31 protein-coding genes are annotated in these 23312 nt (G+C 73.2%); 17 read left to right on the forward strand and 14 right to left on the reverse strand.

What is annotated here, in order from left to right; translation table 11 throughout:
* Positions 1 to 278: 278 nt before the first annotated feature.
* On the forward strand, positions 279 to 2306 hold the full coding sequence (gene thrS, locus BM419_RS07325; RefSeq protein WP_056523858.1) for a threonine--tRNA ligase: 2028 nt from the start codon (positions 279 to 281) through the stop codon (positions 2304 to 2306).
* Between the two features lie 277 nt (positions 2307 to 2583).
* Positions 2584 to 3594, forward strand: a complete 1011-nt coding sequence (locus BM419_RS07330) for a sensor domain-containing diguanylate cyclase (RefSeq protein WP_091925941.1) — start codon at positions 2584 to 2586, stop codon at positions 3592 to 3594.
* Between the two features lie 16 nt (positions 3595 to 3610).
* Here the strand turns inward: BM419_RS07330 and BM419_RS07335 are convergent, their stop codons facing one another.
* From BM419_RS07335 to BM419_RS07355, 5 genes are all read right to left on the reverse strand, one after another.
* Positions 3611 to 4036 (reverse strand): hypothetical protein, encoded by a 426-nt coding sequence (locus BM419_RS07335; RefSeq protein WP_091925943.1) that lies wholly within the window; start codon positions 4034 to 4036, stop codon positions 3611 to 3613.
* Positions 4037 to 4075: 39 nt separating this feature from the next.
* Positions 4076 to 4309, reverse strand: coding sequence for a DUF6894 family protein (locus BM419_RS07340; protein ID WP_026605249.1), 234 nt, complete (start codon positions 4307 to 4309; stop codon positions 4076 to 4078).
* A 141-nt stretch (positions 4310 to 4450) separates the two neighbouring features.
* Positions 4451 to 4705, reverse strand: a complete 255-nt coding sequence (locus BM419_RS07345) for a hypothetical protein (protein ID WP_020095183.1) — start codon at positions 4703 to 4705, stop codon at positions 4451 to 4453.
* A 52-nt stretch (positions 4706 to 4757) separates the two neighbouring features.
* Entirely contained in the window at positions 4758 to 4943 is a 186-nt protein-coding gene (locus BM419_RS07350) for a hypothetical protein (protein ID WP_012318898.1), read from the reverse strand.
* Positions 4944 to 4976: 33 nt separating this feature from the next.
* Complete coding sequence (locus BM419_RS07355; RefSeq protein ID WP_348273189.1) at positions 4977 to 5243, reverse strand: hypothetical protein; 267 nt, start codon at positions 5241 to 5243, stop codon at positions 4977 to 4979.
* 258 nt (positions 5244 to 5501) lie between these two features.
* On the opposite strand from BM419_RS07355, the gene BM419_RS07360 reads away from it, so the two are divergent.
* The 5 genes from BM419_RS07360 to BM419_RS07380 all read left to right on the forward strand — a co-directional run bounded on the left by BM419_RS07360 (position 5502) and on the right by BM419_RS07380 (position 7935).
* Positions 5502 to 5969 carry a Ros/MucR family transcriptional regulator gene (locus BM419_RS07360; RefSeq protein WP_020095185.1) on the forward strand — a complete coding sequence of 156 codons (468 nt, stop codon included), beginning with the start codon at positions 5502 to 5504 and terminating at the stop codon, positions 5967 to 5969.
* 223 nt (positions 5970 to 6192) lie between these two features.
* The gene (locus BM419_RS07365; RefSeq protein WP_026605251.1) at positions 6193 to 6468 is read left to right on the forward strand and encodes a hypothetical protein; all 276 of its coding nucleotides are present in this window, start codon (positions 6193 to 6195) and stop codon (positions 6466 to 6468) included.
* 86 nt (positions 6469 to 6554) lie between these two features.
* A complete protein-coding gene (locus BM419_RS07370) occupies positions 6555 to 6929 on the forward strand; it encodes a hypothetical protein (protein WP_020095187.1) in 375 nt (124 codons plus the stop codon).
* A gap of 281 nt (positions 6930 to 7210) precedes the next feature.
* Complete coding sequence (locus BM419_RS07375; protein ID WP_020095188.1) at positions 7211 to 7393, forward strand: hypothetical protein; 183 nt, start codon at positions 7211 to 7213, stop codon at positions 7391 to 7393.
* 128 nt (positions 7394 to 7521) lie between these two features.
* Positions 7522 to 7935 carry a PilZ domain-containing protein gene (locus tag BM419_RS07380; RefSeq protein ID WP_244540716.1) on the forward strand — a complete coding sequence of 138 codons (414 nt, stop codon included), beginning with the start codon at positions 7522 to 7524 and terminating at the stop codon, positions 7933 to 7935.
* 95 nt (positions 7936 to 8030) lie between these two features.
* On the opposite strand, the gene BM419_RS07385 is transcribed toward BM419_RS07380, so the two are convergent.
* Entirely contained in the window at positions 8031 to 8222 is a 192-nt protein-coding gene (locus BM419_RS07385) for a hypothetical protein (protein WP_020095190.1), read from the reverse strand.
* A gap of 124 nt (positions 8223 to 8346) precedes the next feature.
* Here BM419_RS07385 and BM419_RS07390 point away from each other — a divergent pair, with 124 nt between their 5' ends.
* From BM419_RS07390 to BM419_RS07400, 3 genes are all read left to right on the forward strand, one after another.
* On the forward strand, positions 8347 to 8526 hold the full coding sequence (locus BM419_RS07390; protein ID WP_020095191.1) for a hypothetical protein: 180 nt from the start codon (positions 8347 to 8349) through the stop codon (positions 8524 to 8526).
* Between the two features lie 99 nt (positions 8527 to 8625).
* Positions 8626 to 8847 (forward strand): hypothetical protein, encoded by a 222-nt coding sequence (locus BM419_RS07395; RefSeq protein WP_020095192.1) that lies wholly within the window; start codon positions 8626 to 8628, stop codon positions 8845 to 8847.
* 82 nt (positions 8848 to 8929) lie between these two features.
* Positions 8930 to 9172 carry a hypothetical protein gene (locus tag BM419_RS07400; RefSeq protein WP_020095193.1) on the forward strand — a complete coding sequence of 81 codons (243 nt, stop codon included), beginning with the start codon at positions 8930 to 8932 and terminating at the stop codon, positions 9170 to 9172.
* A gap of 51 nt (positions 9173 to 9223) precedes the next feature.
* Here the strand turns inward: BM419_RS07400 and BM419_RS07405 are convergent, their stop codons facing one another.
* Positions 9224 to 9475 carry a hypothetical protein gene (locus BM419_RS07405; protein WP_056523875.1) on the reverse strand — a complete coding sequence of 84 codons (252 nt, stop codon included), beginning with the start codon at positions 9473 to 9475 and terminating at the stop codon, positions 9224 to 9226.
* A gap of 436 nt (positions 9476 to 9911) precedes the next feature.
* Here BM419_RS07405 and BM419_RS07410 point away from each other — a divergent pair, with 436 nt between their 5' ends.
* Complete coding sequence (locus BM419_RS07410; protein ID WP_091925947.1) at positions 9912 to 10139, forward strand: hypothetical protein; 228 nt, start codon at positions 9912 to 9914, stop codon at positions 10137 to 10139.
* Between the two features lie 28 nt (positions 10140 to 10167).
* On the opposite strand, the gene BM419_RS07415 is transcribed toward BM419_RS07410, so the two are convergent.
* From BM419_RS07415 to BM419_RS07425, 3 genes are all read right to left on the reverse strand, one after another.
* Positions 10168 to 10524 (reverse strand): hypothetical protein, encoded by a 357-nt coding sequence (locus tag BM419_RS07415; protein WP_091925948.1) that lies wholly within the window; start codon positions 10522 to 10524, stop codon positions 10168 to 10170.
* Positions 10525 to 10686: 162 nt separating this feature from the next.
* Complete coding sequence (locus BM419_RS07420; protein WP_020095196.1) at positions 10687 to 10935, reverse strand: hypothetical protein; 249 nt, start codon at positions 10933 to 10935, stop codon at positions 10687 to 10689.
* A 79-nt stretch (positions 10936 to 11014) separates the two neighbouring features.
* On the reverse strand, positions 11015 to 12064 hold the full coding sequence (locus BM419_RS07425) for a hypothetical protein (RefSeq protein ID WP_091925950.1): 1050 nt from the start codon (positions 12062 to 12064) through the stop codon (positions 11015 to 11017).
* Between the two features lie 200 nt (positions 12065 to 12264).
* Here BM419_RS07425 and BM419_RS07430 point away from each other — a divergent pair, with 200 nt between their 5' ends.
* The 4 genes from BM419_RS07430 (at position 12265) to BM419_RS07445 (ending at position 15739) form a co-directional block, all read left to right on the forward strand.
* Positions 12265 to 14298 carry an OmpA family protein gene (locus BM419_RS07430; RefSeq protein WP_244540717.1) on the forward strand — a complete coding sequence of 678 codons (2034 nt, stop codon included), beginning with the start codon at positions 12265 to 12267 and terminating at the stop codon, positions 14296 to 14298.
* Between the two features lie 97 nt (positions 14299 to 14395).
* Positions 14396 to 14665 (forward strand): hypothetical protein, encoded by a 270-nt coding sequence (locus BM419_RS07435; protein ID WP_091925954.1) that lies wholly within the window; start codon positions 14396 to 14398, stop codon positions 14663 to 14665.
* 84 nt (positions 14666 to 14749) lie between these two features.
* Positions 14750 to 14950 carry a hypothetical protein gene (locus BM419_RS07440; RefSeq protein WP_020095200.1) on the forward strand — a complete coding sequence of 67 codons (201 nt, stop codon included), beginning with the start codon at positions 14750 to 14752 and terminating at the stop codon, positions 14948 to 14950.
* A gap of 75 nt (positions 14951 to 15025) precedes the next feature.
* Positions 15026 to 15739, forward strand: a complete 714-nt coding sequence (locus BM419_RS07445; RefSeq protein WP_091925956.1) for a YidB family protein — start codon at positions 15026 to 15028, stop codon at positions 15737 to 15739.
* 308 nt (positions 15740 to 16047) lie between these two features.
* Here BM419_RS07445 and fabF read toward each other — a convergent pair whose 3' ends face one another.
* The 4 genes from fabF to fabD form a co-directional block, all read right to left on the reverse strand.
* A complete protein-coding gene (gene fabF / locus BM419_RS07450; RefSeq protein WP_091925958.1) occupies positions 16048 to 17310 on the reverse strand; it encodes a beta-ketoacyl-ACP synthase II in 1263 nt (420 codons plus the stop codon).
* Positions 17311 to 17493: 183 nt separating this feature from the next.
* Positions 17494 to 17733, reverse strand: coding sequence for an acyl carrier protein (locus BM419_RS07455; RefSeq protein WP_007559070.1), 240 nt, complete (start codon positions 17731 to 17733; stop codon positions 17494 to 17496).
* A 332-nt stretch (positions 17734 to 18065) separates the two neighbouring features.
* Positions 18066 to 18803, reverse strand: coding sequence for a 3-oxoacyl-[acyl-carrier-protein] reductase (gene fabG, locus BM419_RS07460; protein ID WP_056523896.1), 738 nt, complete (start codon positions 18801 to 18803; stop codon positions 18066 to 18068).
* A gap of 30 nt (positions 18804 to 18833) precedes the next feature.
* The gene (fabD, locus tag BM419_RS07465; protein ID WP_091925960.1) at positions 18834 to 19778 is read right to left on the reverse strand and encodes an ACP S-malonyltransferase; all 945 of its coding nucleotides are present in this window, start codon (positions 19776 to 19778) and stop codon (positions 18834 to 18836) included.
* A gap of 329 nt (positions 19779 to 20107) precedes the next feature.
* On the opposite strand from fabD, the gene rpoZ reads away from it, so the two are divergent.
* Positions 20108 to 20518 (forward strand): DNA-directed RNA polymerase subunit omega, encoded by a 411-nt coding sequence (gene rpoZ / locus BM419_RS07470; protein WP_010685409.1) that lies wholly within the window; start codon positions 20108 to 20110, stop codon positions 20516 to 20518.
* A 205-nt stretch (positions 20519 to 20723) separates the two neighbouring features.
* Positions 20724 to 22985: a RelA/SpoT family protein gene (locus BM419_RS07475; RefSeq protein ID WP_091926048.1), complete on the forward strand. Its 2262-nt coding sequence runs from the start codon at positions 20724 to 20726 to the stop codon at positions 22983 to 22985.
* The last annotated feature ends 327 nt before the right edge of the window (positions 22986 to 23312 follow it).

Here is a 23312-nt window from a genome sequence, read left to right on the forward strand (position 1 = left end):
CCGCGGGGCGCCGCGGGGATCGGATCCCGCGCGTACTTGGCCGACACCTGGGTTCCCGCGGCGTCCCGCGTCCCTCGTGCTCGCCTCCCGGGCCATGCCCCCGGCGCCACGCGCGCGCGGGGACGATCACGCGCACCCGAACGGCGGACGAAGGGCAGGGATGCGTGAAGTTGCGCCGCACCGTTGTTCCCTCGCCCGAGAAATCGGTCTACACGGCCGCTCCCTCGAAACCGCTTACCTGCCCCGTATGCAGGACTGAGCCCGGAGACGCTCGTACCATGCCGATTCTCACCTTCCCCGACGGCAACACGCGGGAGATCGCCGCCGGCACGACCGGCCGGGCCGTGGTCGAGGGCATCGCCAAGTCGCTGGCCAAGCGCACCGTCGCCATGGCGCTCGACGGCACGGTCGCCGACCTCGACGACCCGATCGACCGCGATGCCCGCATCGAGTTCCTGGACCGCACCGACCCGCGCAGCCTGGAGCTGATCCGGCACGACTGCGCCCACGTGCTCGCCGAGGCCGTGCAGGCGCTCTGGCCGGAGACGCAGGTCACGATCGGCCCGGTGATCGAGAACGGCTTCTACTACGACTTCCATCGCGAGACCCCGTTCACGCCCGAGGACTTTCCGAAGATCGAGGCGAAGATGCGCGAGATCATCGCGCGCGACGCGCCCTTCACGAAGGAAGTCTGGACGCGCGAGGACGTGCGGGCGCTGTTCGCCGGCAAGGGCGAGGGCTTCAAGGTCGAGCTGGTCGACGCGATCCCGCCGGGCGAGGACCTGAAGATCTACCGCCAGGGCGACTGGTTCGACCTCTGCCGCGGCCCGCACATGACCTCGACGGCCAAGGTCGGCACCGCCTTCAAGCTGATGAAGGTCGCGGGGGCCTACTGGCGCGGCGACTCGAACAACCCGATGCTGACCCGCATCTACGGAACGGCCTGGGCGAACCAGGCCGATCTCGACGATTACCTGCACCGGCTGGAGGAGGCCGAGCGCCGCGACCACCGACGGCTCGGCCGCGAGATGGACCTGTTCCACTTCCAGGAGGAGGGGCCGGGCGTCGTCTTCTGGCACGCCAAGGGCTGGACGATCTTCCAGGAGCTGATCGCCTACATGCGCCGGCGCCTGCGCGGCGACTACGCCGAGGTGAACGCCCCGCAGATCCTCGACAAGGCCCTGTGGGAGACCTCCGGCCACTGGGGCTGGTACCGGGAGAACATGTTCGCCGCGCAGTCCGCGGGCGAGGAGGCCGAGGACAAGCGCTGGTTCGCCCTCAAGCCGATGAACTGCCCGGGCCACGTGCAGATCTTCAAGCACGGCTTGAAATCCTACCGCGACCTGCCCCTGCGCATGGCCGAGTTCGGGATCGTCCACCGCTACGAGCCGTCCGGCGCCATGCACGGGCTGATGCGCGTGCGCGGCTTCACGCAGGACGACGCCCACGTCTTCTGCACCGAGGACCAGCTCGCCGACGAGTGCCTGAAGATCAACGACCTGATCCTCTCGACCTACGCGGATTTCGGCTTCGACCAGATCGTCGTGAAGCTCTCGACCCGGCCCGAGAAGCGCGTCGGCTCCGACGCCCTCTGGGACCACGCCGAGGACGTGATGACCCGCGTGCTGGCGCAGATCGAGGAGCAGTCGGCCGGCCGGATCAAGACGGCGGTCAACCCGGGGGAGGGCGCGTTCTACGGGCCCAAATTCGAGTACGTGCTGCGCGACGCCATCGGCCGCGACTGGCAGTGCGGGACCACGCAGGTGGACTTCAACCTGCCCGAGCGGTTCGGCGCCTTCTACATCGACGCCGACGGCGCCCGGAAGCCGCCCGTGATGGTCCACCGGGCGATCTGCGGCTCGATGGAGCGCTTCACCGGCATCCTGATCGAGCACTTCGCCGGGCACTTCCCGCTGTGGCTGGCGCCGGTCCAGGTGGTGGTGGCGACGATCACCGGCGAGGCCGATCCCTACGCCCGGGACGTCATCCGCACCCTGGAGCGCGCCGGCCTGCGGGTCGAGGCGGATCTGCGCAACGAGAAGATCAACTACAAGGTCCGCGAGCACTCGCTCGCCAAGGTGCCGGTGCTGTTGGCGCTCGGTCGCCGCGAGGCGGAGGAGCGCACGGTCTCGATCCGACGGCTCGGCAGCCAGCAGACCCGCACGCTGCCGCTGAGCGAGGCCGTGGCGGCCTTCGTGGAGGAGGCGACCGCGCCCGACATCCGCCGCGCCGAGGCCGTCGCCGCGACGGTCCCGACCAGCGACACGGTGCTCGACGGCCATCACGGCCCGCACGACGCGCCCTGACGCGCCGCCGATAGACGTCGTCCCGGGGGCCGCGCGGCGCCCCCCGGGACGTCGGCGCGGCCCGACCGCGCGGACCCGTCGACCGACAGAGTTCGCGCGCCGCGATCACCACCTCAACTTGAGGATGGTCAATCTCCGCGAAGATCGCTCAACGCGCACGACTTTCGTCAAGGTTGGCGAAAGGAATCCCATTCTATGAAGACCGGAGACTAATTTCCGAGCCGGCACGTTCCGGCGATCGCCCGACGACGCTGTCGGGCGTTTCGGGGGACCGGCCATGGCGGCGGAGGCGGGCAGGGCGGCGACGAGGCTGGCGCGGCGCCACCGGCAGGCGGCCTGCGCCCGGCGCCAGGACGGGCTCGGCCGCGGGCGCAAGCTCGGACCCGGCATCGTCCAGGCGCTGGACTCGCTGCCGCACGGCCTGTGCCTGTTCGATTCCGCCGACCGGCTGCTGTTCGTGAGCGACGGGTTCCGGCGCCTGTTCGGCCCGCCCGCGAACCGGATCCGGCCGGGCATGCATGCCCGGGCGGTGGGCGCGGCGAGCGCCGCGGGGGCGGTCCCGGCCGACCGGGATCCCTGCGGCCTCTGGGCGGCGCGGCGGCGGCTCCTCGCCCGGGGCGCGACCGACGCCGTGGTCCAGACGCTCGCGGACGGGCGCCAGGTCGCGATCACGCTGCACCCGCAGGCCGGCGGCGGCTGGACCGCCCTGTGGGAGGACGTGACCGAGCGCCGCCGGGCGGAGTCGCTCCTGCGCTACATGGCCCACCACGACCCGCTGACCGGCCTGCCGAACCGCCACCTGTTCGCGGCCCGGCTCGACCGGACCCTGGCCGACCTCGACGGCGCGCCCTGCGCGCTGCTGTGCCTCGACCTCGACGGCTTCAAGCCGGTGAACGACCGCCACGGGCACGCGGTGGGCGACGCGCTCCTGCGACACCTGGCCGAGCGCCTGTGGGCGGCGCTCGGCGCGGGGGATTGCGCCGCGCGGCTCGGGGGCGACGAGTTCACCATCCTGCTCGGCGACGCGGCGCCGGCGCCGGCCCTCGGCTTCGCCCTGCGCCTCCAGGCGCGCCTCGCCGAGCCGTACGATCTCGGGACCGGATCGCCGATCCGCATCGGCGCGGCGATCGGCGTGGCCTGCGCGCCCCTGCACGCCACCCGGCCTGAGGCCCTGGTGGAGCGGGCGGACGCGGCGATGTACGCGGCCAAGCGCCTCGGCCACCCCTACCTGTGGGACGACGCGCTGGATCTCGGGCCGGTCGGTCCGGGCGGCGCGGTTCCGGCCTGAGGCGGCCGGGACGGTCTCAGCGCGCCTTCTCGTGCTCCGCGAGGCCCACGGCCCTGTAATCGTAGGTCGGGAAGAACTCGGTCCGGTACGCGCCCCAGGCGGTGTCCTCCAGGACGCGGTTGACCTCGCGCAGGCGGGAGGCGGGCAGCCGCAGGACGATGATCTGCCCGATCCCCATGACGACGTTCCACGAGACGACCTCGATGCCCGGCGGCGGGAAGGCCTTGTAGAAGCCCTGCTTGGCGAGCTGCGCGTTCAGCTCCGCCAGCGGGCGGGACTGGTCGTGGCGCAGGAAGACCGTCAGCAGCACGGCGTTGTCGGCCGTCGCCGCGGCGGATCCCGTGGGCGGGGGCGGCGCGGTCTGCGCCCCTGCCGGTCCGGCGGCGACGAGCAGCAGGAGCGCCGCCACGAGCGGGCCGGTCAGACCTGTTGAGCGTCGCATGCGATCTCCCGCTTTCCCGACCCGCGCGCGGCCGGGCCGTCAGCCGCCCTCGACATCGTAGGAGAGCCGCAGGCGCAGGCGGACCGCGCCCTGCTCGTCGCGCACGGCGAGCACGTAATCCTGCCGCTCCATCGGATCGGTCAAGCCCTGCGCGAGCCGCGTCAGGATGCGCACCGCCTGCGCCCGCGCCGCGGCGAGATCCGGAAGATCGAAGCCGTCGCGGTCGCGAACCAAGTTGGCGCCGTCGTGGAGGTCGATGAAATAGCGGGGCACGGATGCGAGCTCGGCGAGCGCCGGAGCTCGCAAGGATCTGTCTCCGCTGTTTCTACGTAGTTTCCGGAGAGCCGCAATCGGAGGTCGCCCGTGTCGCACCCCCAGACGCGGCCGGATGTAAGCCGGGACCCGCGGGCCGCATCAGCCCCCCAGCAGGCTCTCGGCGAAATCGTCCGGAACGGTCCCGAACTGGCCGAGGATCGTGACGCCCTCGAGTTCCCCGGTCTCGTCGTCGGCCACGACCCTGAGGGCCGCCGCGCCCGGCATGCGGGCGGCCAGCGCCTCCGCCTTCTTGAGGGCGCCGAACTCGCTCTGCGCGGGCTCCTGACGGGCCGGCCGCAGGCGATTCCGGTGCAGCTCGAACGGCTGCACGAGGTAGGTGGTCTTCAGGGCCATTCCGGCCTCCTCGGCGCGGCGCGCGGTGGCGAACGGACCGCGGCGCGGTCCACTACAGGCTGCGGGTGGTCACCCCGAGGGCGAGCAGGGCGTAGGCGCCGATGAAGAACCATTGCCGGTGCGCCACGACGGTTTTTCCGACCATCGGGATGCGCGTGTAGAGGCTGGCCACGGCGAGGCCGATCAGCACGGCCGACACCAGGAACGTGAGCAGGCGCGGGGCGGAGAGCGTGGGCATACCCCATGCTCCGCCGGTACGCTTACCGAACCGTTACCGGTCGAGCCCGGGCACGAGGGGACGGTACGCCGTCAACGGGCCCTGCGTTCCGGGAAGCAGGCCGACCTCGGCGAGCCACAGGACCATGATCGCTCCGGCCAGGAGCGTCGCGAGCGAGGCCAGCCGCCCGGTCCACCGCCGCAGCACGAACATGGCGACCACGACGGCCAGCAGGGCGATGAGGAGGGCGAGCATCAGCATGGCCGCGCCATGCCACGACCGGGGCGCCGCGTCACCGCGGATGACGGCGGAACGGCCCATCGGCCGGCCCGGGCCGACTTCAAGTCCGCCAGATGCACGTTCTGGTCGTTCTGCAGAGCGGAAACTCTACCGCAGTCGATAGGCCGACTCGGACGGCGCTCGGAAATACTCCGCCGGAAATCGCCAGAAATGGCCGGCCGATCTCCGCGGCGGGCACCCCGATCATGCACCGGAAGCGGCCCGCCAACGGTTTTGTAACTTGCATTCAGTGCTCAAAAGTAGCAGATCCCGGGCGAGGGGCACACCAGGAATCTTACAGTGTCAGAAGAAACCACAGGGCCCAACTCCAACTTCATCGAGCTGGCGGGCGATATCGTCGCCGCCTACGTGTCGAACAATCCGGTGCCGGCCGCGGAGCTTCCGGCCCTGATCGCGCGCGTGCACGGCGCGATCAGCGGGCTCGTCACCGGGACTCTGACGGCGGAGATCGGGGCGGTTCCGCAGGCCGAGGTCGAGAAGCCGAGCGCGGCCCAGATCCGCAAGTCGGTCCGGCACGACGGGATCGTCAGCTTCATCGACGGCAAGACCTACAAGACGCTGAAGCGCCACCTGACCAGCCACGGCCTGGATCCGCGCAGCTACCGCGACCGCTACGGCCTGCCGGCGGACTATCCGATGGTCGCGCCGAGCTACGCCGAGCAGCGCTCCGCCCTCGCCAAGGCAATCGGCCTGGGCCAGCCCGGCGCCATGGCCGAGCGCGAGCGCAAGGGCCGCAAGGCCGCCTGAGGATGACGGCCTCCGGGGGCGCCCCGCTCGGCGGGGCCCCCTCGTAACGAAGCGCCGCGGAGCCCGGCGCCTCGTTCCGCCGCGCGGCCCGGAGCCGCGCCGAGACCGTTGCATCGTCGCCACACACGTCCAGGACATCGCGGGACACGGACAAGCTGCCACACTCTGCACAAAGCTGATGCGCACGCCGGGGCCCGAGGATGCTACCGAAGGGGTCGGCGAGATGAAGCGAGAGCAGACGATGACGAGTTCGGTCGTGCCGTTCCCGGCGCATATCGCGCCCGCGGTCGTGGACGAGGACACCGCGTCGATCATCGCCGTGCTGCAGGATCAGCTGGCCCTGGCCCGCGAGGGTCGCCTGCGCTCGGTGGCGGTCGTCTCCGTCTCGGCCGATGGCGAGGCGGTCGGCACGCAATGGTCGTGCAAGGGCTCCGATATCAGCAACCTGATCGGCAAGCTGACCGTCCTGACCCACGACCTGATGGCCGCCCGGAAGTGACCAGCCGAATCTGACGGGGCGGGCGCGGCCCGCCCGGTGCGGCGTTCCGGAGACGGCTCCGGCATCGGCCAGAAGGAATGCCCCGGATGACTCGCGCCCTGCTGTTCGCCGCCCTCCTGGGAACGGCGGTCGTGCCGGGCACTGCCCGGGCTGCCGAGGAGGCAGACGACACCAAGCGCGCGGAGACGATCCGGGGTCTCGTGCGGATCGTCGGCGCCCAGGCCGGCATCGTCCTGCACTGCCGCAAGCTCTACACCATCGACGACACGGTGTCCGAGGGCCTGTCCCGCACGGTCCGCCGAGCCCTCGACGCCGGCCTCGGCCACCAGCGTGCCCGGAACGCCATCGCCGAGGAGGGCCGGCGGGTCGCGGACGAGATCGCCGCGGTCGGACCGGAGCAATGGTGCGCCGACCAGCGCGACCTGCTCAACACGGACGGCGTCCGCGTCTTCATCGACTGACCGCGCCGGATCCCGTCCCGGCGGGGCACGCCCCGCGGCCGGCCGGTCGATGCCCCTCGTGAAGGGCAGCCCTGGCCGCGCGCGACTTCAGTCCTGTGCGGATCAGATGAGAGCGTCATTCCGGCCGCTGTTCCGCAGTGCAGAACAGATGAACACCTTGTTCACCGCGCTCTCGTCTGTCATGTTTCGACGACGGACGAGACTGAACAGATCAAGCCGGTCGCACTCGTCCGTTTACAAGAGCCCTCAAGGGCCGCGAGACCGGCGCATAGGGAAACGCCATGTCTCGATCGATCCTGCTGGCCCTCGCTCTCGTCGTCTGCGGGGCCGCCGTGACGCTGTTCGCCTTCCTGCGCGCGCCCCAGTCGAGGGAGTTCGCCGGGTGGGATGCGGCCTTCATGGGCGGCATCGGGGCCGTCGCGCTGGGTTTTCTCACCACCCTCGTCGAGGTCGTGACCGAGTAGGTCGATCCTGAGGCCGGTCACACGCGCCGAGCGGTCCGACCGAGGCCGTCTCCGTCCCTGCGGATCCGTCGCCCCCGTCGCTCGGCGGGCGGCGGTGCTCCGCGCATCCGGCCTCCGGCCGAGCGCGCATGAAGAGCGCAGAATTCACAGGGACGGCAGCTTCCCGACAATTCGAGGCATTTCGCAAACCGCCCTTGAACCCGGGTGGCCGATCCTGTCGGGCAGAGGTTCTCGAGGCGGTGATGTTCGAACGACGCAGCGCTCCACGCACGCTTCTCAACGAGACCGGCAGCATCTCGGTCGACGAGCATCGAAGCTTGCCGTGCATCGTCTACGACCGGTCGGCCGGCGGCGTGCGGGTCGCGCTCCCGGATGCCGAGATCGTTCCGGACAGCTTCATCCTCAGCATCGATGCGAGCAGCGAGATCCTCGTCTGCCGCGCCATCTGGCGCAAGGCGGAGGAGATCGGCGCCACGACCGACATCCCCGAGACGGCGCGGTCGGGCCGCGCGAACTTCTGGCGCGAACTCGAGGCGACCTGACAGGCGCCTGCCTCGGGTCGGCCGGCGCTCGGCGCGGCCAGAGTGTCGTCGGCAGGGTCGGGGGCGGCGGGGCTCCCGGCGCGCGCCGACGCGTGTCACTCCCAGTCGATGTTGAGCGAGCGCTCGAAGGCGGCCGCGGAGAGTTCCTTGCCCTTCGGATCGGCGACCGTGATCTCGCGGAAGCCGCGCCGGGCCAACTCCCAGGTCTTCTCCATCGCCTGCTCGTCCGTCCCGCAGGCGAACGTCATGACGCGCCCGGACGGATCAATCCCCTTGACGGTGAACACACCACTCTCCCTGCTCGCACCTCCCATATAGAGCCGCGATCCGCGTCGCGCCTCCCGCCATCGTGACGGAGCCCCGGGACCCGCACACGCCCCGTCGCGTTGGCTGCAGGCAGGGAGAGACCGCATGACGCGCGAAACCGCAGACCCGACGAGCCGCGGACCGGACGCGCGCGAGGCGGACGAGCCTCCGGCGGAGCGCGTCAAGGCGGCGCCGGCCACGATCCCGACCGAGGATCCCGAGGTCGGCCTCGCGCAGAAGGGCAGCGGGGAAGAGGCGATCGTCCGGCGCGAGACGGAGATCTGACCGGTCGCGCCGACGCGCGGGCGATCCCTGGACGCCGGTCCATGTGCGATGCACAAACGGGCCGGCCGCACCCGGATGGCGGCCGACAGGAGACCACGCATGGCACAGTGCATGGCACAGTCGTCGGGCCACGAGGTCCCGACCCAGATCCGCGACGTCGCCGGGACCGGTCTCGCGCAGGCCCGGACGGCCTTCGGAAGCGTCGTCGGAGCGGCGCGCCGCGCGCCCGACACGGTCCGCACGAAAGTGGTGCGAGGGCAGGATGCGGCCCGGGAAGCGGCGGCCGCGGCTCGCGACGCCGCCGGGGCGGCGTCGCACTGAGCGGGAGAGCCGAGCGGCCTCTGGGCGGGTGGCCGGCGGCCCTTCGCGGCGCTGCCGGCCGTGTTCGGACGCGGAGTTGGAGATGATGTACGGGGAGGTTGGCCGCCTGGCGGATGAGAGCCTGCGGCTGGGCCTGAGACAGGCCGAGAACGCCGTCCTGCTCGCGATGGCGGCGCAGTATGCGTGGGCGGATCTGTGGTTCGAGGGCTACCGCGCGGCGGGGACTGCCCTCAGCACCGCGCGCGATCAGCGGGCGCGGACGCGGCGCCTGATCCGTCGCGGCGTGGAACCGTCGGTGGCCGCGCAGGAATTGCACATCGTCTGAGCGTCGGCCGGAGACGGAGCCGCCCGGGGCGCTCCGTCTCCGGCAGCCGGCTCAGCGGCTCGCCTCGACGGCGGCCTGGACGATCGGCCGGCCGAGGGACGAGACCGTCCGATTGACGGTCGCCGGCGCGGCGACGGGCTGGGGCGTGGTGGTCAGATCGTGGATCGCGCGGATCTGCTGGGCGGGCCGGGCCTGATCGCGATAGAGCGGCGGCGTCAGGTGCAGGCGGTCGTCGGCGGCGGCGAGGCCCGTGAAGGCCGCCGAGGTGAGCGCGGCCGACGCGAGGATGAGGATCGTGCGCATGGTGCGTCTCCGGTTCGATCGCGGTGTCGACCGCGGGATGCGATCGACCAGCGCATGAGACCACGGATTTGTGCGTCGCGGCATGCGTTTTTCGCATTGCACCATATCGCCAGGACGGCACGGTACTGCAGTGTTTCCCGGGAATTCTCAGCCGTGAATTCAGCCACCGATCCCGCGCGCCATGCATTCGATGCAAATGAACTAAACTTCCACCGGCACGTTCTCAAATCAAACTTGAGGAGCGGGTGATTTGTTTTTCGCGCGCGCCCCCGAACCGATCGAAACCGCCGGGCGAGCGCGCGCGCTGCTGGCGTCGCGGCCCGTGGCGCGAATCGGAGACCGCGGCGCCAGATCCGCGTCACACGGGCACGCACACAGGCACGGTAGAACGCCCACATCCCGCCGAAGCACCCTGCGAAGCACCACGAGAGCGCCGATGACGCCCTCCGACCTCGACAGACGAGCCGAACTGACCATCTGGCCCAAGGGCACACCGGCCCGCGCCGCGGAGGGGCGGCCGTTCGCGACCCTGCGCGAGGCCCTCGCCGTCGCGATCGCAGCGATGGAATCCGGCGAGGCCCAACCCTGGATCATCACCGAGGCCGGCGACATCCTCTCGCCGCGCTGGATCCAGGCGAATTCCCGAGCGCGGGCGCCGCACTAGCCGGCGCCCGCACCGGAGGCGGATCGGATCAGCAGCCGATGCAGATGTCGCGGACCACGTGCTGGTGACGCTGGCCGGTGCGCTGGTTCGGGAGTTGCCCGTCGATCGACGAGAGCCCGCTGCCCAGGCCCCGGAACCGGCGCTCGACCGCCGGAACGGAGGCCGCCCTGACCGGAGCGGGTGGCTCCGCGGCCGCGGCGGGGGTCGGTGCCGCCGTCGGAGCGGGCGCGGGCGCCCCGTTGGCCATGCCGGGATCGGGCAGGGTCAGGGCCATGCCCGGCACCGGCGGGACCTGCGCGAACTCGCCCGCGCGCCCCGGCAGGGGCGCGACGACCAGAAGCGCGACGGCCAGGACCGCGACGACGCGCCGGTTCAGCGGATGCATCACACTCTCCTGCCTCGGGAGCCGGCACGCCACGGACCCCGTGCCTCTGGGCCATCGCCGGATCGGCGCCCGCTCCGATGACGGAACGGGGCCGGCCCCGGTTGTGCGCGGCGGAGCGGGGCGCCGCCACTCATCCATTCGGCGGAGCGTGCGCCGGGCGGCTCAGTAGGCCCGACCGTAGAAGGGCTGCGAGACCGGGCGATAGCGGTCGCTCACCGGCCACGTGTAGGGCTGCTCCTTGCCGGTGCGCAGGTCCGAGCGGAATTTCGGCTCGTTGAAGCCGATCCCGTGCAGGCCGGCCGTGCCCTTGGCGCCGTGGGCCTTCGGCCCGGCATCGCGCGCCAGGGCAGCGCCCGAGACGCCGATCACGAGAGCGGCCGCGAGCGAGACGCGGCCCAGCATGACGTTCATCTCTGTCTCCTGTCCCGGCCGAGGTGCCGGCACAGAAGGAACGGCAGCGGTTCGGCGCGGTTCCGGCCCCTGAGGCCGCTCAGAACCCCTGGCCGAGGCAGGCTTCGGCGAAGGGCCCGCCGCAGAGGTCGCCGGTCCGGACCGGCGCGGCCGCCGCGCCGCCGATGCCGGCACCGCCGATCGCCCCGCCGCCGGTCGGCAGGGTGCGGGCCGCCTGGGCGGGATCGTCCGCGGGCAACCCGGGCGTCCCGGGGATCCCGGCGCCGCCCGTGCCGGCGCCGCCCGTCCCGGAAATCGTCGCGGCCGTGGCCCCGCTCGCGGCCGTTCCGGTCCCGAGCCCGAACAGCCCGAATAGACCGCCGGGGGACAGGGTGGCGCCCGTCGCGCCGATGCCCGACGCGGCCACGCCGCTGCCGAGACCGGCCGACGCGACGCCGGACGAGCCGGTCGCGAGCGAGGAGCCGAGGCTTCCGGCAGCGTTGAGGCCCGTGCCGACACCTACTCCGACGCCTGCGCCGGCACCTGCGCCGGCACCTGCGCCGACACCTGCGCCGGCACCTGCGCCGACACCTGCGCCGACACCTGCGCCGAGGCCGGCTCCCGAGAGCCCGGTGCCCAGGCCGGGGGACAGGCCCGACCCACCCCCGAGACCGCCCGTTCCGAGGGTCGGTGTCAGGAGGCTCCCCGCGGTCGAGCCCAGGCCCGTGCGGGACGCGCCGCTGAGGCCGCTGCGGGCACCGGTGGCGCCGATCGTCCCGCCGGTCCCGAGGGTCGTGCCGGTGACGCCGGCACCGCCGGTCGCGGTGGATCCCAGGCCGCCGAGCTGGCCCGTCGCGCCCGAACCGGCGGTCGTGGCGCCGAGCGTCGTCCCGGCCGAGAGGCCGCCCGACGCGCCGATGCGGCCGCCGCCACCGCCGCCGCCCCCGCCGAAGCTCAGCTGGCCGGCATTCACGAGGCCGCCGGTCTGCGCCGAGACGGTCGGGAACGGCCCGGTGGTGGAACTGCCGCCGAGGCTCAGCTGGCCCGGATTGGCGACGGGGGTGATCGGCTCAAGCGATGCCGACAGGCTCTGGGCCCCGGCCGGGACGGCGATCGCCGGCAGGAGAGCGGCGGCGAGGATGGATCGCATGGCACGCTCCTCAGCGGGGGACGGGGTCTGGCTCGGAAACCGGAGGGCGTCCGGCCGGTTCCGGCGGCGCGGGGACGCGGCGCGGCGCTGACCCGTGGGAGAAAGGAGGCCGCCGGCCTTCATGCTGCCGGAAAGACGGTGTGCTCTCGGCACCGGATCCGCCTGCCCCCACGTCCCGACCCGCGCCCGAACCTGCGACCGTGCCGTTGCCCGAAACTCTCGCCCAAGGCCTGCGCGGCGCCGGCTGGCTCGCCGGCCTCCCGGCCCTCGCGCTGATCTGGGCGAGCGCGACCCTCTACGCCGCCCCGCGGATCGCCGACGGCCTCGCGGCGGAGGGCGCGGCGATCGCCGCCGGCACGGCCACCGCCACCGGCGAGCCGTGGCTGCGCCTGGAGGCCGTCGGGCGCGACCTCGTGGCCGCCGGCGAGGCGCCGGACGTCGCCGAGCGCGCCACCGTGCTGTCCCGCCTCGCGGCCCTCGACGGCCCGCGCCGCATCGTCTCCGAACTCGGCATCGTGGAGACCGCCGCGCCCTTCCAGTGGGCGGCGATCCGCACGGGTCAGAACCGGATCGCCCTCGAAGGCAGCCGCCCGGTGGAGATCGGCCGGCGGGCCCTGGAGGCGCGGATCGCCGGCGCCCTCGATCCCGGCACCGACCTCGACGACACCGCCCGGGCCGCCCGGGGCGCGCCGCCGGATTTCGCCGGCGCGGCCGCGTTCCTGGCGGCCCGGCTCTCCGGCCTCGCCAAAGGCGGGCGGGCGGCGCTCAGCGACACCGTGCTCAGCCTGTCGGGCGAGGCCCTCGACGTGCCGGCCTACGAGGCCCTGCGGGCCGCCCTGTCGGACCCGCCGGAGGGGTTCAGCGTCGGGCGGGTCGAGATCCTGCCCCCGAAGGTGGCCGCGTACCGGTTCGCCGTGGAGAAATCGGGCCGGGGCATCGTCCTCGACGGCTTCGCCCCCTCGGCGGCCGACCGCGAGGCCGCCCTGCGCGCCGCCACCGAGGCCGCCGCGGGCGGCACCGTGGAGGACCGGCTCCTGGCCGCCCGGGGGCTCGACCCGGCGATCGACCCGAAGAGCCTCATCGCCTTCGCGTTCAAGCTCGCCGAGCTGATCCAGTCCGGGCAGGTCGTGTTCCGGGACGGGGCGGTCTCGGTGACCGGCGACGCCATCGACGGGCAGGCGCTCCCCGACGCCGAGGCGCTGATGCGCGAGGGCCGGCCCGCCGGCGTGGCGGCCGGGCGGGTGGCGCTCACGGCGCGGCCGCTCTCGCCCTACCGGGTGGCGATCCGCCGGACCGCCGACGCCGTGACTCTCACCGGCCACCTGCCGGACGCGGCGACCCGCGAGCGGGTGCTGGCCGCCCTGCGCCCGCGCCTGTTCCGGGAGCCGGTCATCGACCGCACCCGCCTCGCCGACGGCGCCCCGCCGGATCTCGGGGACGCGCTGGCCGCCGCCGCCCCGCTGGTGACGAACCTCGCGGACGGGACCGTCGCGGTCTCGGACCGCGCCGTGACGCTCACCGGCGAGAGCCTCTACCGGGAGGGCGCCGCGCGCACCCCCGACCGGCTCGCCGAGGCGCTGCCCCCGGGCTGGACCGGGCAGGCCAGCGTCACGGCCCGGGACGCGGCGGAGCGGCGCGACCCCGCCACCTGCCGCGCCGACTTCACCGCCGCCCTGGCGGGGGCGGACCTGCACTTCCCCGCAGGCGGCGCCGTGCTGACGCCCGCCTTTTACCCGACCCTCGACGCGCTGGCCGCCCTGGCGAAGACCTGCCCGTCGCTGCGCGTCGCGGTCTCCGGCCCCGCCGACCCGGCGAAGCCGCCCGCGACCCCAGCCGCCGGACCGGCACCGGGGGAGGGCGCGACCGCCGAGCCGACCCGGGTCGCCGACGCCGCCAAGCCGGAGGCCGCCGCCAAGCCGGCCACACCCGCGCCGCCGGCCCCGGCGCCCAAGGAAGCCGCGACGCACGCGGCCAAAATCGCGGCCAAGGACGCGGCCAAGGACGCGACGAAGGATCGGAGCAAGGCGGGCGCGGCCAGGAAGGAGCCGGCCGCGCCCGGCAAGGCGGCGGCGAAGAAGCCCGCCGAGGCCCCCGACGAGCCGCCGGTCGACCTGCCGCGCCTGCGCGCCCAGGCGGTGGTGGACTACCTCCTCCAGGCCGGAGCCCGGCCGGAGCAGGTCACGGCCGGGCCGGACGGGCCGGCCGGTCCCGTCGTCTTCGCGCTGCTGCCGTGAGGGACGTCCGCTCCGCCGCGCGCCCGCAAGCCGGGCCGCGCCCAGCCGCGCGCCCAGCCGCGCGCCACCATCGCGCCTGCAGGGAGGCCGGACGGCCGTGACGCTGCTGCTCGCCGGATTCTGGCCCGGGCTCGCCGGGGCGGCCGCGCTCGGCCTCGTGGTCGGCGCGCTGGTCGGCTGGCCGGACCGCCTCGCCGCCTCGCTGGGGCTCTGCGTGGTCGCGGGGCTCGTGGCCGCGGCGGCGATCGCCGGGTTCGTGCCGGGCCTGCCCGGCCTGTGGCTCGACGGCGCGGCCCTGATGCTCCCGGCCTACTGCGCGGCCTGCCTGCTCGGGGCGCTGGGACGCCGCCTCGTCGGTCGGACCTGACGGCGCGGGAACCTCTCCGCCCCCCGACGGCGTTTTTCCGGCAACAGGCCCCCGAGGGCCCGCCCCGAACCCGGAGAGGCCGCGATGCCCAGGACCGTCGACCGTCCCCATCCCGCGCGACGCCGCGCCGTTCGCCTGCCGCGCCCCCGCGCCGGCGCCGCCGCCACCGGCCTGTTCCTGGCCGGACTGATCCTCTCGGCCGCGACGGTGCCGCTGGTCGAGCCCGCCGACGCCACGACCGGTGGCGGCACCGCGCAGGCGGCGCTCGCGACACCGGCCCGCTGAGCGAGGCAACCCGCGCCCGCCCCGGAATGTTGTTCGCCCGGGCCCGTCCGGCCCGGGCCTAGGGGGGAGACGCGCATGGGACTGCTCGAATCGGCGATCGGCGGCGTGCTCGGTCAGGTGTTCGGCGGGCAGAAGCAGGGGTCCGGGGGCATGTCGCCCCTGGTCAAGGCACTCCTGATGCTCCTGCTGGCCAAGGGCGCCAGCGGCGGCTTCGGCGACATCTTCGGCCGCGGGCGCCAGGGCGAGCCCGGCCCCGAGGCCGACCGCTCCGGCGGCGCCGGACCCTACGGGCGCGATCCCGGCCAGCACCCCGCCGATGCCGGCGGGCGCCGTCCTCCGGAAGAGGGCGGCGATATCGGCGGCTGGGATCAGTACGGCGGCCGCCGCGACGGCGGCCCGGGCGGGCCGTCGGACCCGTCCCTGCCGCCCGGCGACTTCTCGGACCTTTCCGGCATGCTCGACGGCCCCGGCGACGCCCCGCCGCCGAGCCGCGCCGCCCCGGACGGGCAGGGGGATCTCGGTGGCCTCGACGGGCTGGTCGACCGGTTCCGCCAGGGCGGCCTCGGCGACGTGATCGAGTCCTGGATCGGCAACGGCACCAACCGCCCGGTGGCCCCGGACCAGCTCGCCCGGGCGCTCGGCCCCGACACGGTGGACACCCTCCAGCAGCAGACCGGGATGGACCGCGAGACCCTGCTGTCGCAGCTCGCCCAGGCGCTGCCGGAGGTGGTGCACACGCTCACGCCGCAGGGGCGGGTGCCGGGCGAGGCGGAGCGGCGGGGATGGTAGCCGGGCACGGGGTCAGGGGCCGCGCGGCGCGCCCGCCGCGGATCCCGATCACGACGGCATCCTGAAGGGCCCGGGCGCTGCGCGCGCTCGAAGACGCCCGCCGTCGCGGATGCCGCGCGGGAGGTCAGGATCTCGGTGCGCGCGGGCTCTCGCCCGCAGCGCGCACGGATCCGGACCCAGCGACGCGGGTTTCGGGAGCAGCCTCGGCGGGCACGATCGCCCGTTCGGAGGCCGCATTCCGCATGTCGGACGGAAGTCGGAGCGTCGGGACGAGGTGCGGCCGGTGTCGCGGTCGGACGGCGACGCGCCTACGCGACCCGCCGCATCACCAGCGACGCGTTCGTCCCGCCGAACCCGAAGGAGTTCGACAGCACCACGTCGACCTGCTTGCGCTTGGCCTCGAACGGCACGAGGTCGATCTTGGTCTGGACGGAGGGGTTGTCGAGGTTGAGCGTCGGCGGGATGACGTTGTCGCGCAGGACGAGGATGGAAAAAATCGCCTCGACCGAGCCGGCGGCGCCCAGCAGGTGGCCGACCGAGCTCTTGGTGGACGACATGGTGGCGCTCGCGGCGGCGTCGCCCAGGAGGCGCTCCACGGCCTTCAGCTCCAGCTCGTCGCCCATCGGCGTCGAGGTGCCGTGGGCGTTGATGTAGCCGATCTCGGACGGCGCGATCCCGGCGCGCTTCACCGCGGCGGTCATGCAGCGGAAGGCGCCGTCGCCGTCCGGGGACGGGGAGGTGATGTGGTAAGCGTCGCCCGAGAGGCCGTAGCCCACCACCTCGGCGTAGATCTTCGCGCCGCGGGCCTTGGCGTGCTCGTACTCCTCCAGCACCACGATGCCGGCGCCCTCGCCCATGAGGAAGCCGTCGCGGTCGCGGTCGTAGGGGCGCGAGGCCTTCTCGGGCGTGTCGTTGAAGCCCGTGGTGAGCGCCCGGCAGGCGGAGAAGCCCGCGATCGACAGGCGGTTCACCGGCGACTCGGCGCCGCCCGCCACCATCACGTCGGCGTCGCCGAGCGCGATCAGGCGGCTCGCGTCGCCGATGGCGTGGGCGCCCGTGGAGCAGGCCGTCACCACGGCGTTGTTCGGTCCCTTGAGGCCGTGGGCGATCGAGACCTGGCCGGAGGCGAGATTGATGATCCGGCCCGGGATGAAGAACGGCGAGATCCGGCGCGGGCCCTTCTCGTGCAGGGTCACGGAGGCGTCGTAGATGCCGCCGATGCCGCCGATGCCGGAGCCGATCAGCACGCCGGTGGCGCACTGGTCCTCGTGGCTCTTAGGAAGCCAGCCGGCATCCTTCAGCGCCTCGTCGGCCGCCGCCATCGCGTAGACGATGAACGGGTCGACCTTGCGCTGCTCCTTCACCTCCATCACGAGGTCGGGGTTGAAGGTGCCGTCGGTGCCGTCGCCGAACGGGACCTGCGCGGCGATCCGGCAGGGCAGGTCGGCGGATTCGAAGCCGCGGATCGGGCCGGCGCCGCTGTCGCCCGCGATCAGCCGGCTCCAGGTGTGCTCCACCCCGCTGCCCAGCGGCGTGACCATCCCCAGACCCGTGACCACCACCCGCCGCATGTGCCCTGTCCCGTCTTGAGGCGCCGCCCCGCCGGCACCGCCGCGGTCGCGCATCGTCCTAACTCGCTCGGAGGCAGAATCGGTCCCCGCGGGCCCCGTCACGACTCCGAGCCTTGAAACGCATAACGGCGCGGGGGCTGTTTCGCCTCACCCGCGCCGCGTCAAACCCGGTCCCCGGCGCCTTTAGGCGGCGGAGTTCTTCTCCAGGAACTTCACGGCGTCGCCGACCGTCTGGATCGTCTCGGCAGCGTCGTCCGGGATCTCGACGTTGAATTCCTCCTCGAAGGCCATGACCAGCTCGACCGTGTCGAGGCTGTCGGCACCGAGGTCGTCGATGAAGTTGGCGCTCTCGACCACCTTCTCGGGCTCCACGCCCAGGTGCTCGACGACGATCTTCTTCACGCGCTCAGCGATATCGCTCATCGGTCTTCCGTCCTCGTCCTTCTGGTCTGTCAGTCTTCTCGGGGTGGTGCCGTGGCCGCGTCGCGCCCCTGCGGGCTTGTTGTGACGGGCCGGTGTCCGATCGCGCGTGCTTCTGAGGTGAACCGGCGCGTGAGCCGGGACGCCCCCGCCGGAGGGCCTTGGACTGAAAACCCGCTGAACCGTCAACCCCCTGTACGGCTGCGGGGCGTGGTAGCACAGGGTTCCAGCCCTGGCGAGGGCCCGTTCAGAAAGCCTTCATGGGTGTGGCACTTGCGTGTCTGCGGGGGTGATTCGCGCGCCGTTCCCGCCGGCCGGGAACCGGTATACGCGCCCTAGTACATGGCCATCCCGCCATTCACGTGCAGCGTGTGACCGGTGACGTAGCCCGCCTCCGCGGAGGCGAGGTAGAGGCAGGCCGCCGCGACCTCCGACCCCTCGCCGAGCCGCCCGGCGGGCACGCGGGCGAGGATGCCCTCGCGCTGCTTCTCGTTGAGGGCGTCGGTCATGGGCGAGCTGATGAAGCCCGGGGCGATGCAGTTGACGGTGATTCCCCGCGAGGCGACCTCGGCGGCGAGCGCCTTGGTCATGCCCACGAGCCCCGCCTTGGCGGCGGCGTAGTTGCCCTGGCCGGGATTGCCGGTGCTGCCGACCACGGAGCCGATGTTGACGATCCGCCCGGAGCGGCGGCGCATCATGCCCTTCACGGCGGCCCGCGACAGGCGGAAGGCGGCGGTGAGGTTGACGGCGATCACCTGCTCCCACTCCTCGTCCTTCATCCGCATGAAGAGGTTGTCGCGGGTGATGCCGGCATTGTTCACGAGGATGTCGAGCGGGCCGATCGCGGCCTCGGCGGCCGGGACGAGACCCTCGACCGAGTCCTTGTCGGACAGGTCGGCCGCGACGGGGCTGGCGCGCTCGCCGAGCTCGGCGGCGAGCGCCTCCAGGGCCGCGGGCCGCGTGCCCGAGAGCGCCACGGCGGCGCCCTGCGCGTGCAGGGCCCGGGCGATCGCCTGGCCGAGGCCGCCGGTCGCGCCGGTGACGAGGGCCTTGCGGCCGGTGAGATCGAACATGCGGGACTCCGTCGGATCAGAGCGCGCGGGTCAGAGCGCGAAGGCGGCGACGTCGGCGGGGGTGCCGATTGCGGCGGCGCTCGCCTGGGAGGCGATGCGCTTGACGAGGCCGGTCAGCACCTTCCCGGCGCCGAGCTCGTAGAACCGGTCGACGCCTGAGGCCGCCATGGCGGCGACGCTCTCGCGCCAGCGCACGGTGCCGGTGACCTGCTCGACCAGGGCCGCGCGGATCGCCTCCGGATCGGTGACCGGGGCGGCCGCGACGTTGGCGTAGAGGGTGACGCGCGGGGCCGCCAGCGCGACCTCGGCGAGCGCCCGGGCCATGGCCTCGGCGGCCGGGGCCATCAGGCGGCAGTGGAACGGCGCCGAGACGTTGAGCATCACGGCGCGCTTGATCCCGCGGCCGGTGGCGATGCCGACGGCGCGCTCCACGGCCGCGCGGTCGCCGGAGAGCACCACCTGGCCGCCGCCGTTGTCGTTGGCGACGTCGCAGACCGCGCCGTCGCCGGCCTCGTCGGCCGCCGCCTCGGCGACGGACCGGGCGGCCTCGAGATCGGTGCCGATCAGCGCCGCCATGGCGCCGGCGCCCGGCGCGACGGCCGCCTGCATGGCCTCGCCGCGCAGGCGCAGCAGCCTGGCGGCGTCCGCGACGGTGAGGCTGCCGGCGGCCGCGAGCGCGGCGTACTCGCCGAGCGAGTGGCCGGCCACGCAGGCGACGTCGCGCCCGAGGTCGAGGCCGCGCTCGGCCTCCAGCACGCGCAGCACCGCGAGGCTCGCCGCCATCAGGGCCGGCTGGGCGTTGGTCGTGAGGGTCAGCGCCTCGACCGGCCCCTCGAACATCAGCCGCGACAGGTTCTCGCCCAGGGCGGCGTCGACCTCGTCGAGCACGGCCCGGGCCTGCGGGAAGGCCTCGGCGAGGTCCCGCGCCATGCCGACCGCCTGGCTGCCCTGGCCCGGAAAGATGAGTGCGCGCATGTTGCGTCCTGGTCGCCGGCGCCGCGCGGCGCGCGAACGCCGCCCGTGTCGGCCGAAACTCTGGAATGGCGCGCGCACTCGCACCCGCGGCGCTGGGTGTCAACAATGCGCCGCACCATGATGCCGCAGCGACGCGGTCCTCCGGCCCCTCGGCGTTCGGCCCCTCGGCGTCCGGCCCGACCGGACCGGCACGCACGCCGGACGCGCGCCGGGTTCGCGCCGGACGCGCGCCCCGCGCAACCCGCTGTGCTTGTTGCACAACGGCATCCGGTGTAGAGTGGCGCCATACCCGACATCACCCGTCGCTCAAGCCCAAGGAGCCGCCCCGCATGGCGCGCGTCACCGTCGAAGACTGCATCGAGAAGGTCGAGAACCGCTTCGAGCTGGTGCTGCTGGCGAGCCACCGGGCCCGCCTCCTGGCCGCCGGCGCCCCGCTGACCATCGACCGCGACCGCGACAAGAACCCGGTCGTGGCCCTGCGCGAGATCGGCGACGAGACCATCACGGCCGACGACCTCAAGGAGCAGCTGATCCACTCGATGCAGAAGTACGTCGAGGTGGACGAGCCCGAGGCCGAGACCGTGCCGCTGCTGTCGAGCTCGCCGGCCGCCGCCGCGGTGGCGCCGCAATCCTCCAGCGACGACGCGGCGGTCCAGTTCGACCGCATGAGCGAGGAGGACCTGCTGCGCGGCCTCGAGAACCTCGCCCCGCCGGTCGAGACCGACGACGAGGGCGAGTGAGCCTGGACACGTGGGCCTGGATGGGCGCGACCTGACAGAGACCGGACCCGGCGGAGACGCCGGGTTCTCTCGTTCCGTGGCCGGCCCGCCGGCATCCGGTGCGGCCCCGCCGCCGGGGGCTGGCGCCGTCCCGGCGGTTGCGGAACAATCGCGCGTGATCCAGACCCCGCGCACGACCCCGGACGCGCCGGCCCCGTCCCGGCGGATGATGCGCCAGTACGAGCTCGTCGAGCGGGTCAAGCGCTACAACCCGGCCGCCGACGAGGCGCTGCTCAACCGCGCCTACGTGTACGCCATGCAGGCGCACGGCACGCAGAAGCGCGCCTCGGGCGATCCGTTCTTCGCCCACCCCCTCGAGGTGGCGGCGATCCTCACGGACCTCCACCTCGACGACGCCACCATCGTGGCCGCGGTGCTGCACGACACCGTCGAGGACACCGAGGCGACGCTCGAGGAGATCCGCCGGCTGTTCGGGCCGGAGATCGGCGCCCTGGTCGACGGCCTGACCAAGCTCAAGCGCCTCGACCTCGTCTCCAAGCAGGCCGCGCAGGGCGAGAACTTCCGCAAGCTGCTGCTCGCGGTCGCGGCGGATGTCCGGGTGCTGCTGGTCAAGCTCGCCGACCGCCTGCACAACATGCGGACCCTCCAGCACATGCGCGACGACAAGCGTCGCCGCATCGCGCAAGAGACCCTGGACATCTACGCGCCGCTCGCCGGCCGCATGGGCATGCAGGAGCTGCGCGAGGAGCTGGAGGATCTAGCCTTCCGCAACCTGGAGCCGGAGGTCTACGCCACCATCACCCAGCGCCTGACGCGGCTCTCCGCCAAGTCCGAGACCGTCGTCGAGACCATCGCGCAGGTGCTCACCGAGAAGCTCGGCGCGCAGGGGATCACCGCCGAGGTCAGCGGCCGGCAGAAGCGCCCGTTCTCGATCTGGTCGAAGATGGAGCGCAAGTCCGTCGCCTTCGAGCAGCTCTCCGACATCTTCGGCTTCCGCGTGGTCGTCGACACCGTGCAGGATTGCTACGCGGCGCTCGGCATCGTCCACACCAGCTGGCCGATGGTTCCGGGCCGGTACAAGGACTACGTCTCGACCCCGAAGCAGAACGATTACCGCTCGATCCACACCACGGTGATCGGGCCGAAGAGCCAGCGCGTCGAGCTGCAGATCCGCACCCGCGCCATGGACGACATCGCCGAGTACGGCATCGCCGCGCACGCCCACTACAAGGAGATCGGCACCGAGCTGGTGAAGGACCCGGCCCGCGCCGAGGGCAGCGTGCATCCGCGGCTCGCCGCGGAGAGCGGCGCCTACCAGTGGCTGCGCCGGACCATCGAGCTCCTCGCCGAGGGCGACAGCCCCGAGGAGTTTCTGGAGCACACCAAGCTGGAGCTGTTCCAGGACCAGGTGTTCTGCTTCACCCCGAAGGGCCGGCTGATCGCCCTGCCGCGCGGCGCGACGCCGATCGACTTCGCCTACGCGGTCCACACCGACGTCGGCAACACCGCGGTGGGCGCCAAGATCAACGGCCGGATGGCGCCGCTGCTGCACGAACTCGCCAACGGCGACGAGGTCGAGATCAGCCGCTCCGACGGGGCCTCGCCCCCGGCGGCCTGGGAATCCCTCGTGGTGACCGGCAAGGCCCGCGCGGCGATCCGGCGGGCGACCCGCACCGCCGTGCGGCGGCAATATGCCGGCCTCGGACGGCAGATCCTGGACCGGGCCTTCGAGCGCGCCGCCAAGACCTTCTCGGAGGACAAGCTCCGGGGCGCCCTGCCGCGGCTCGCCCGCGCGACGACCGAGGACGTGTTCGCCGCCGTGGGGCGGGGCGAGATGTTCTCGGGCGACGTCGTCCGCGCCGTCTATCCCGACCACCGCGACGAGCGCCGGCCCTCCGCCGCGCAGGGCGCCGCCAGCGGCGCGGGCCGGCTCGTGCGCTCCTCCGACCAGACCATGCGGCTGACCTTCCCGGGCGCCGAGGGCGGCAAGGAGGGGGAGGACGCGGATCGCAGCGACGCCATCCCGATCCGCGGCCTCGCGGGCGACCTGCCGGTCACCTTCGCGCCGAACGGCGGCGCGGTCCCGGGCGACCGGATCGTCGGCATCCTGACCCCCGGCGTCGGCGTGACGGTCTACCCGATCCAGTCGGCGGCACTCGCGGCCTTCGACAACGAGCCGGAGCGCTGGCTCGACGTCCGCTGGGACACGGAGGCGCTCGGCGGCGAGCGCTTCCCCGCCCGGCTGGCGCTCAAGTCGATCAACGAGCCCGGGGTGTTCGCCCAGATCGCCCAGGTGATCGCCGACCACGACGGCAACATCGACAACATCTCGATGAAGCGGCGAACCCAGGACTTCACCGACATCACCATCGACCTGTCGGTCTGGGATCTCCAGCATCTCAACGCGATCATCGCCGAACTGCGCGGCAAGCGCCCGGTCAACAGCGTCGAGCGCGTGAACGGCTGAGGTCGAGGGGCGGGGCGCGCGGCGCATCTGAGGTTTACAGGATCAACTTACGTAAACCACCGTTTTCACGACGAAGCCCTGTCGTGGTCAATTAATCCGCCCCGAGAGTTCAGTTTTTCACGACCGCACAATCCCGTGCTCTGCTTGACACGGACCCGTTTGAAACGAATGGTCCGGCGGACGGGGCGTCGGTGGCGCGGGTCATCGACCGCGCCGGTCCACCCCGGTTTGCAGAGCGCGGCGGCCGCGATCGCGGCGCACCGTCCCGGCCACGCGCCCCGGCCTTTCGCCCCGGGCGAACCCTGACCGATTGTTCAGACGATTTCC

This window comes from Methylobacterium sp. yr668, assembly GCF_900116245.1.
In the GTDB taxonomy this organism is placed as follows: domain Bacteria; phylum Pseudomonadota; class Alphaproteobacteria; order Rhizobiales; family Beijerinckiaceae; genus Methylobacterium.

Coding starts and splice junctions, on each gene's coding strand:
- thrS (WP_056523858.1), top strand. CDS start 279: ATGCCGATTCTCACCTTCCCCGACGGCAACACGCGGGAGATCGCCGCC.
- BM419_RS07330 (WP_091925941.1), top strand. CDS start 2,584: ATGGCGGCGGAGGCGGGCAGGGCGGCGACGAGGCTGGCGCGGCGCCAC.
- BM419_RS07335 (WP_091925943.1), bottom strand. CDS start 4,036: ATGCGACGCTCAACAGGTCTGACCGGCCCGCTCGTGGCGGCGCTCCTG.
- BM419_RS07345 (WP_020095183.1), bottom strand. CDS start 4,705: ATGGCCCTGAAGACCACCTACCTCGTGCAGCCGTTCGAGCTGCACCGG.
- BM419_RS07350 (WP_012318898.1), bottom strand. CDS start 4,943: ATGCCCACGCTCTCCGCCCCGCGCCTGCTCACGTTCCTGGTGTCGGCC.
- BM419_RS07355 (WP_348273189.1), bottom strand. CDS start 5,243: ATGGGCCGTTCCGCCGTCATCCGCGGTGACGCGGCGCCCCGGTCGTGG.
- BM419_RS07365 (WP_026605251.1), top strand. CDS start 6,193: ATGAAGCGAGAGCAGACGATGACGAGTTCGGTCGTGCCGTTCCCGGCG.
- BM419_RS07370 (WP_020095187.1), top strand. CDS start 6,555: ATGACTCGCGCCCTGCTGTTCGCCGCCCTCCTGGGAACGGCGGTCGTG.
- BM419_RS07375 (WP_020095188.1), top strand. CDS start 7,211: ATGTCTCGATCGATCCTGCTGGCCCTCGCTCTCGTCGTCTGCGGGGCC.
- BM419_RS07380 (WP_244540716.1), top strand. CDS start 7,522: ATGAAGAGCGCAGAATTCACAGGGACGGCAGCTTCCCGACAATTCGAG.
- BM419_RS07390 (WP_020095191.1), top strand. CDS start 8,347: ATGACGCGCGAAACCGCAGACCCGACGAGCCGCGGACCGGACGCGCGC.
- BM419_RS07395 (WP_020095192.1), top strand. CDS start 8,626: ATGGCACAGTGCATGGCACAGTCGTCGGGCCACGAGGTCCCGACCCAG.
- BM419_RS07400 (WP_020095193.1), top strand. CDS start 8,930: ATGATGTACGGGGAGGTTGGCCGCCTGGCGGATGAGAGCCTGCGGCTG.
- BM419_RS07405 (WP_056523875.1), bottom strand. CDS start 9,475: ATGCGCACGATCCTCATCCTCGCGTCGGCCGCGCTCACCTCGGCGGCC.
- BM419_RS07410 (WP_091925947.1), top strand. CDS start 9,912: ATGACGCCCTCCGACCTCGACAGACGAGCCGAACTGACCATCTGGCCC.
- BM419_RS07415 (WP_091925948.1), bottom strand. CDS start 10,524: ATGCATCCGCTGAACCGGCGCGTCGTCGCGGTCCTGGCCGTCGCGCTT.
- BM419_RS07420 (WP_020095196.1), bottom strand. CDS start 10,935: ATGAACGTCATGCTGGGCCGCGTCTCGCTCGCGGCCGCTCTCGTGATC.
- BM419_RS07425 (WP_091925950.1), bottom strand. CDS start 12,064: ATGCGATCCATCCTCGCCGCCGCTCTCCTGCCGGCGATCGCCGTCCCG.
- BM419_RS07440 (WP_020095200.1), top strand. CDS start 14,750: ATGCCCAGGACCGTCGACCGTCCCCATCCCGCGCGACGCCGCGCCGTT.
- BM419_RS07445 (WP_091925956.1), top strand. CDS start 15,026: ATGGGACTGCTCGAATCGGCGATCGGCGGCGTGCTCGGTCAGGTGTTC.
- fabF (WP_091925958.1), bottom strand. CDS start 17,310: ATGCGGCGGGTGGTGGTCACGGGTCTGGGGATGGTCACGCCGCTGGGC.
- BM419_RS07455 (WP_007559070.1), bottom strand. CDS start 17,733: ATGAGCGATATCGCTGAGCGCGTGAAGAAGATCGTCGTCGAGCACCTG.
- fabG (WP_056523896.1), bottom strand. CDS start 18,803: ATGTTCGATCTCACCGGCCGCAAGGCCCTCGTCACCGGCGCGACCGGC.
- fabD (WP_091925960.1), bottom strand. CDS start 19,778: ATGCGCGCACTCATCTTTCCGGGCCAGGGCAGCCAGGCGGTCGGCATG.
- rpoZ (WP_010685409.1), top strand. CDS start 20,108: ATGGCGCGCGTCACCGTCGAAGACTGCATCGAGAAGGTCGAGAACCGC.
- BM419_RS07475 (WP_091926048.1), top strand. CDS start 20,724: ATGATGCGCCAGTACGAGCTCGTCGAGCGGGTCAAGCGCTACAACCCG.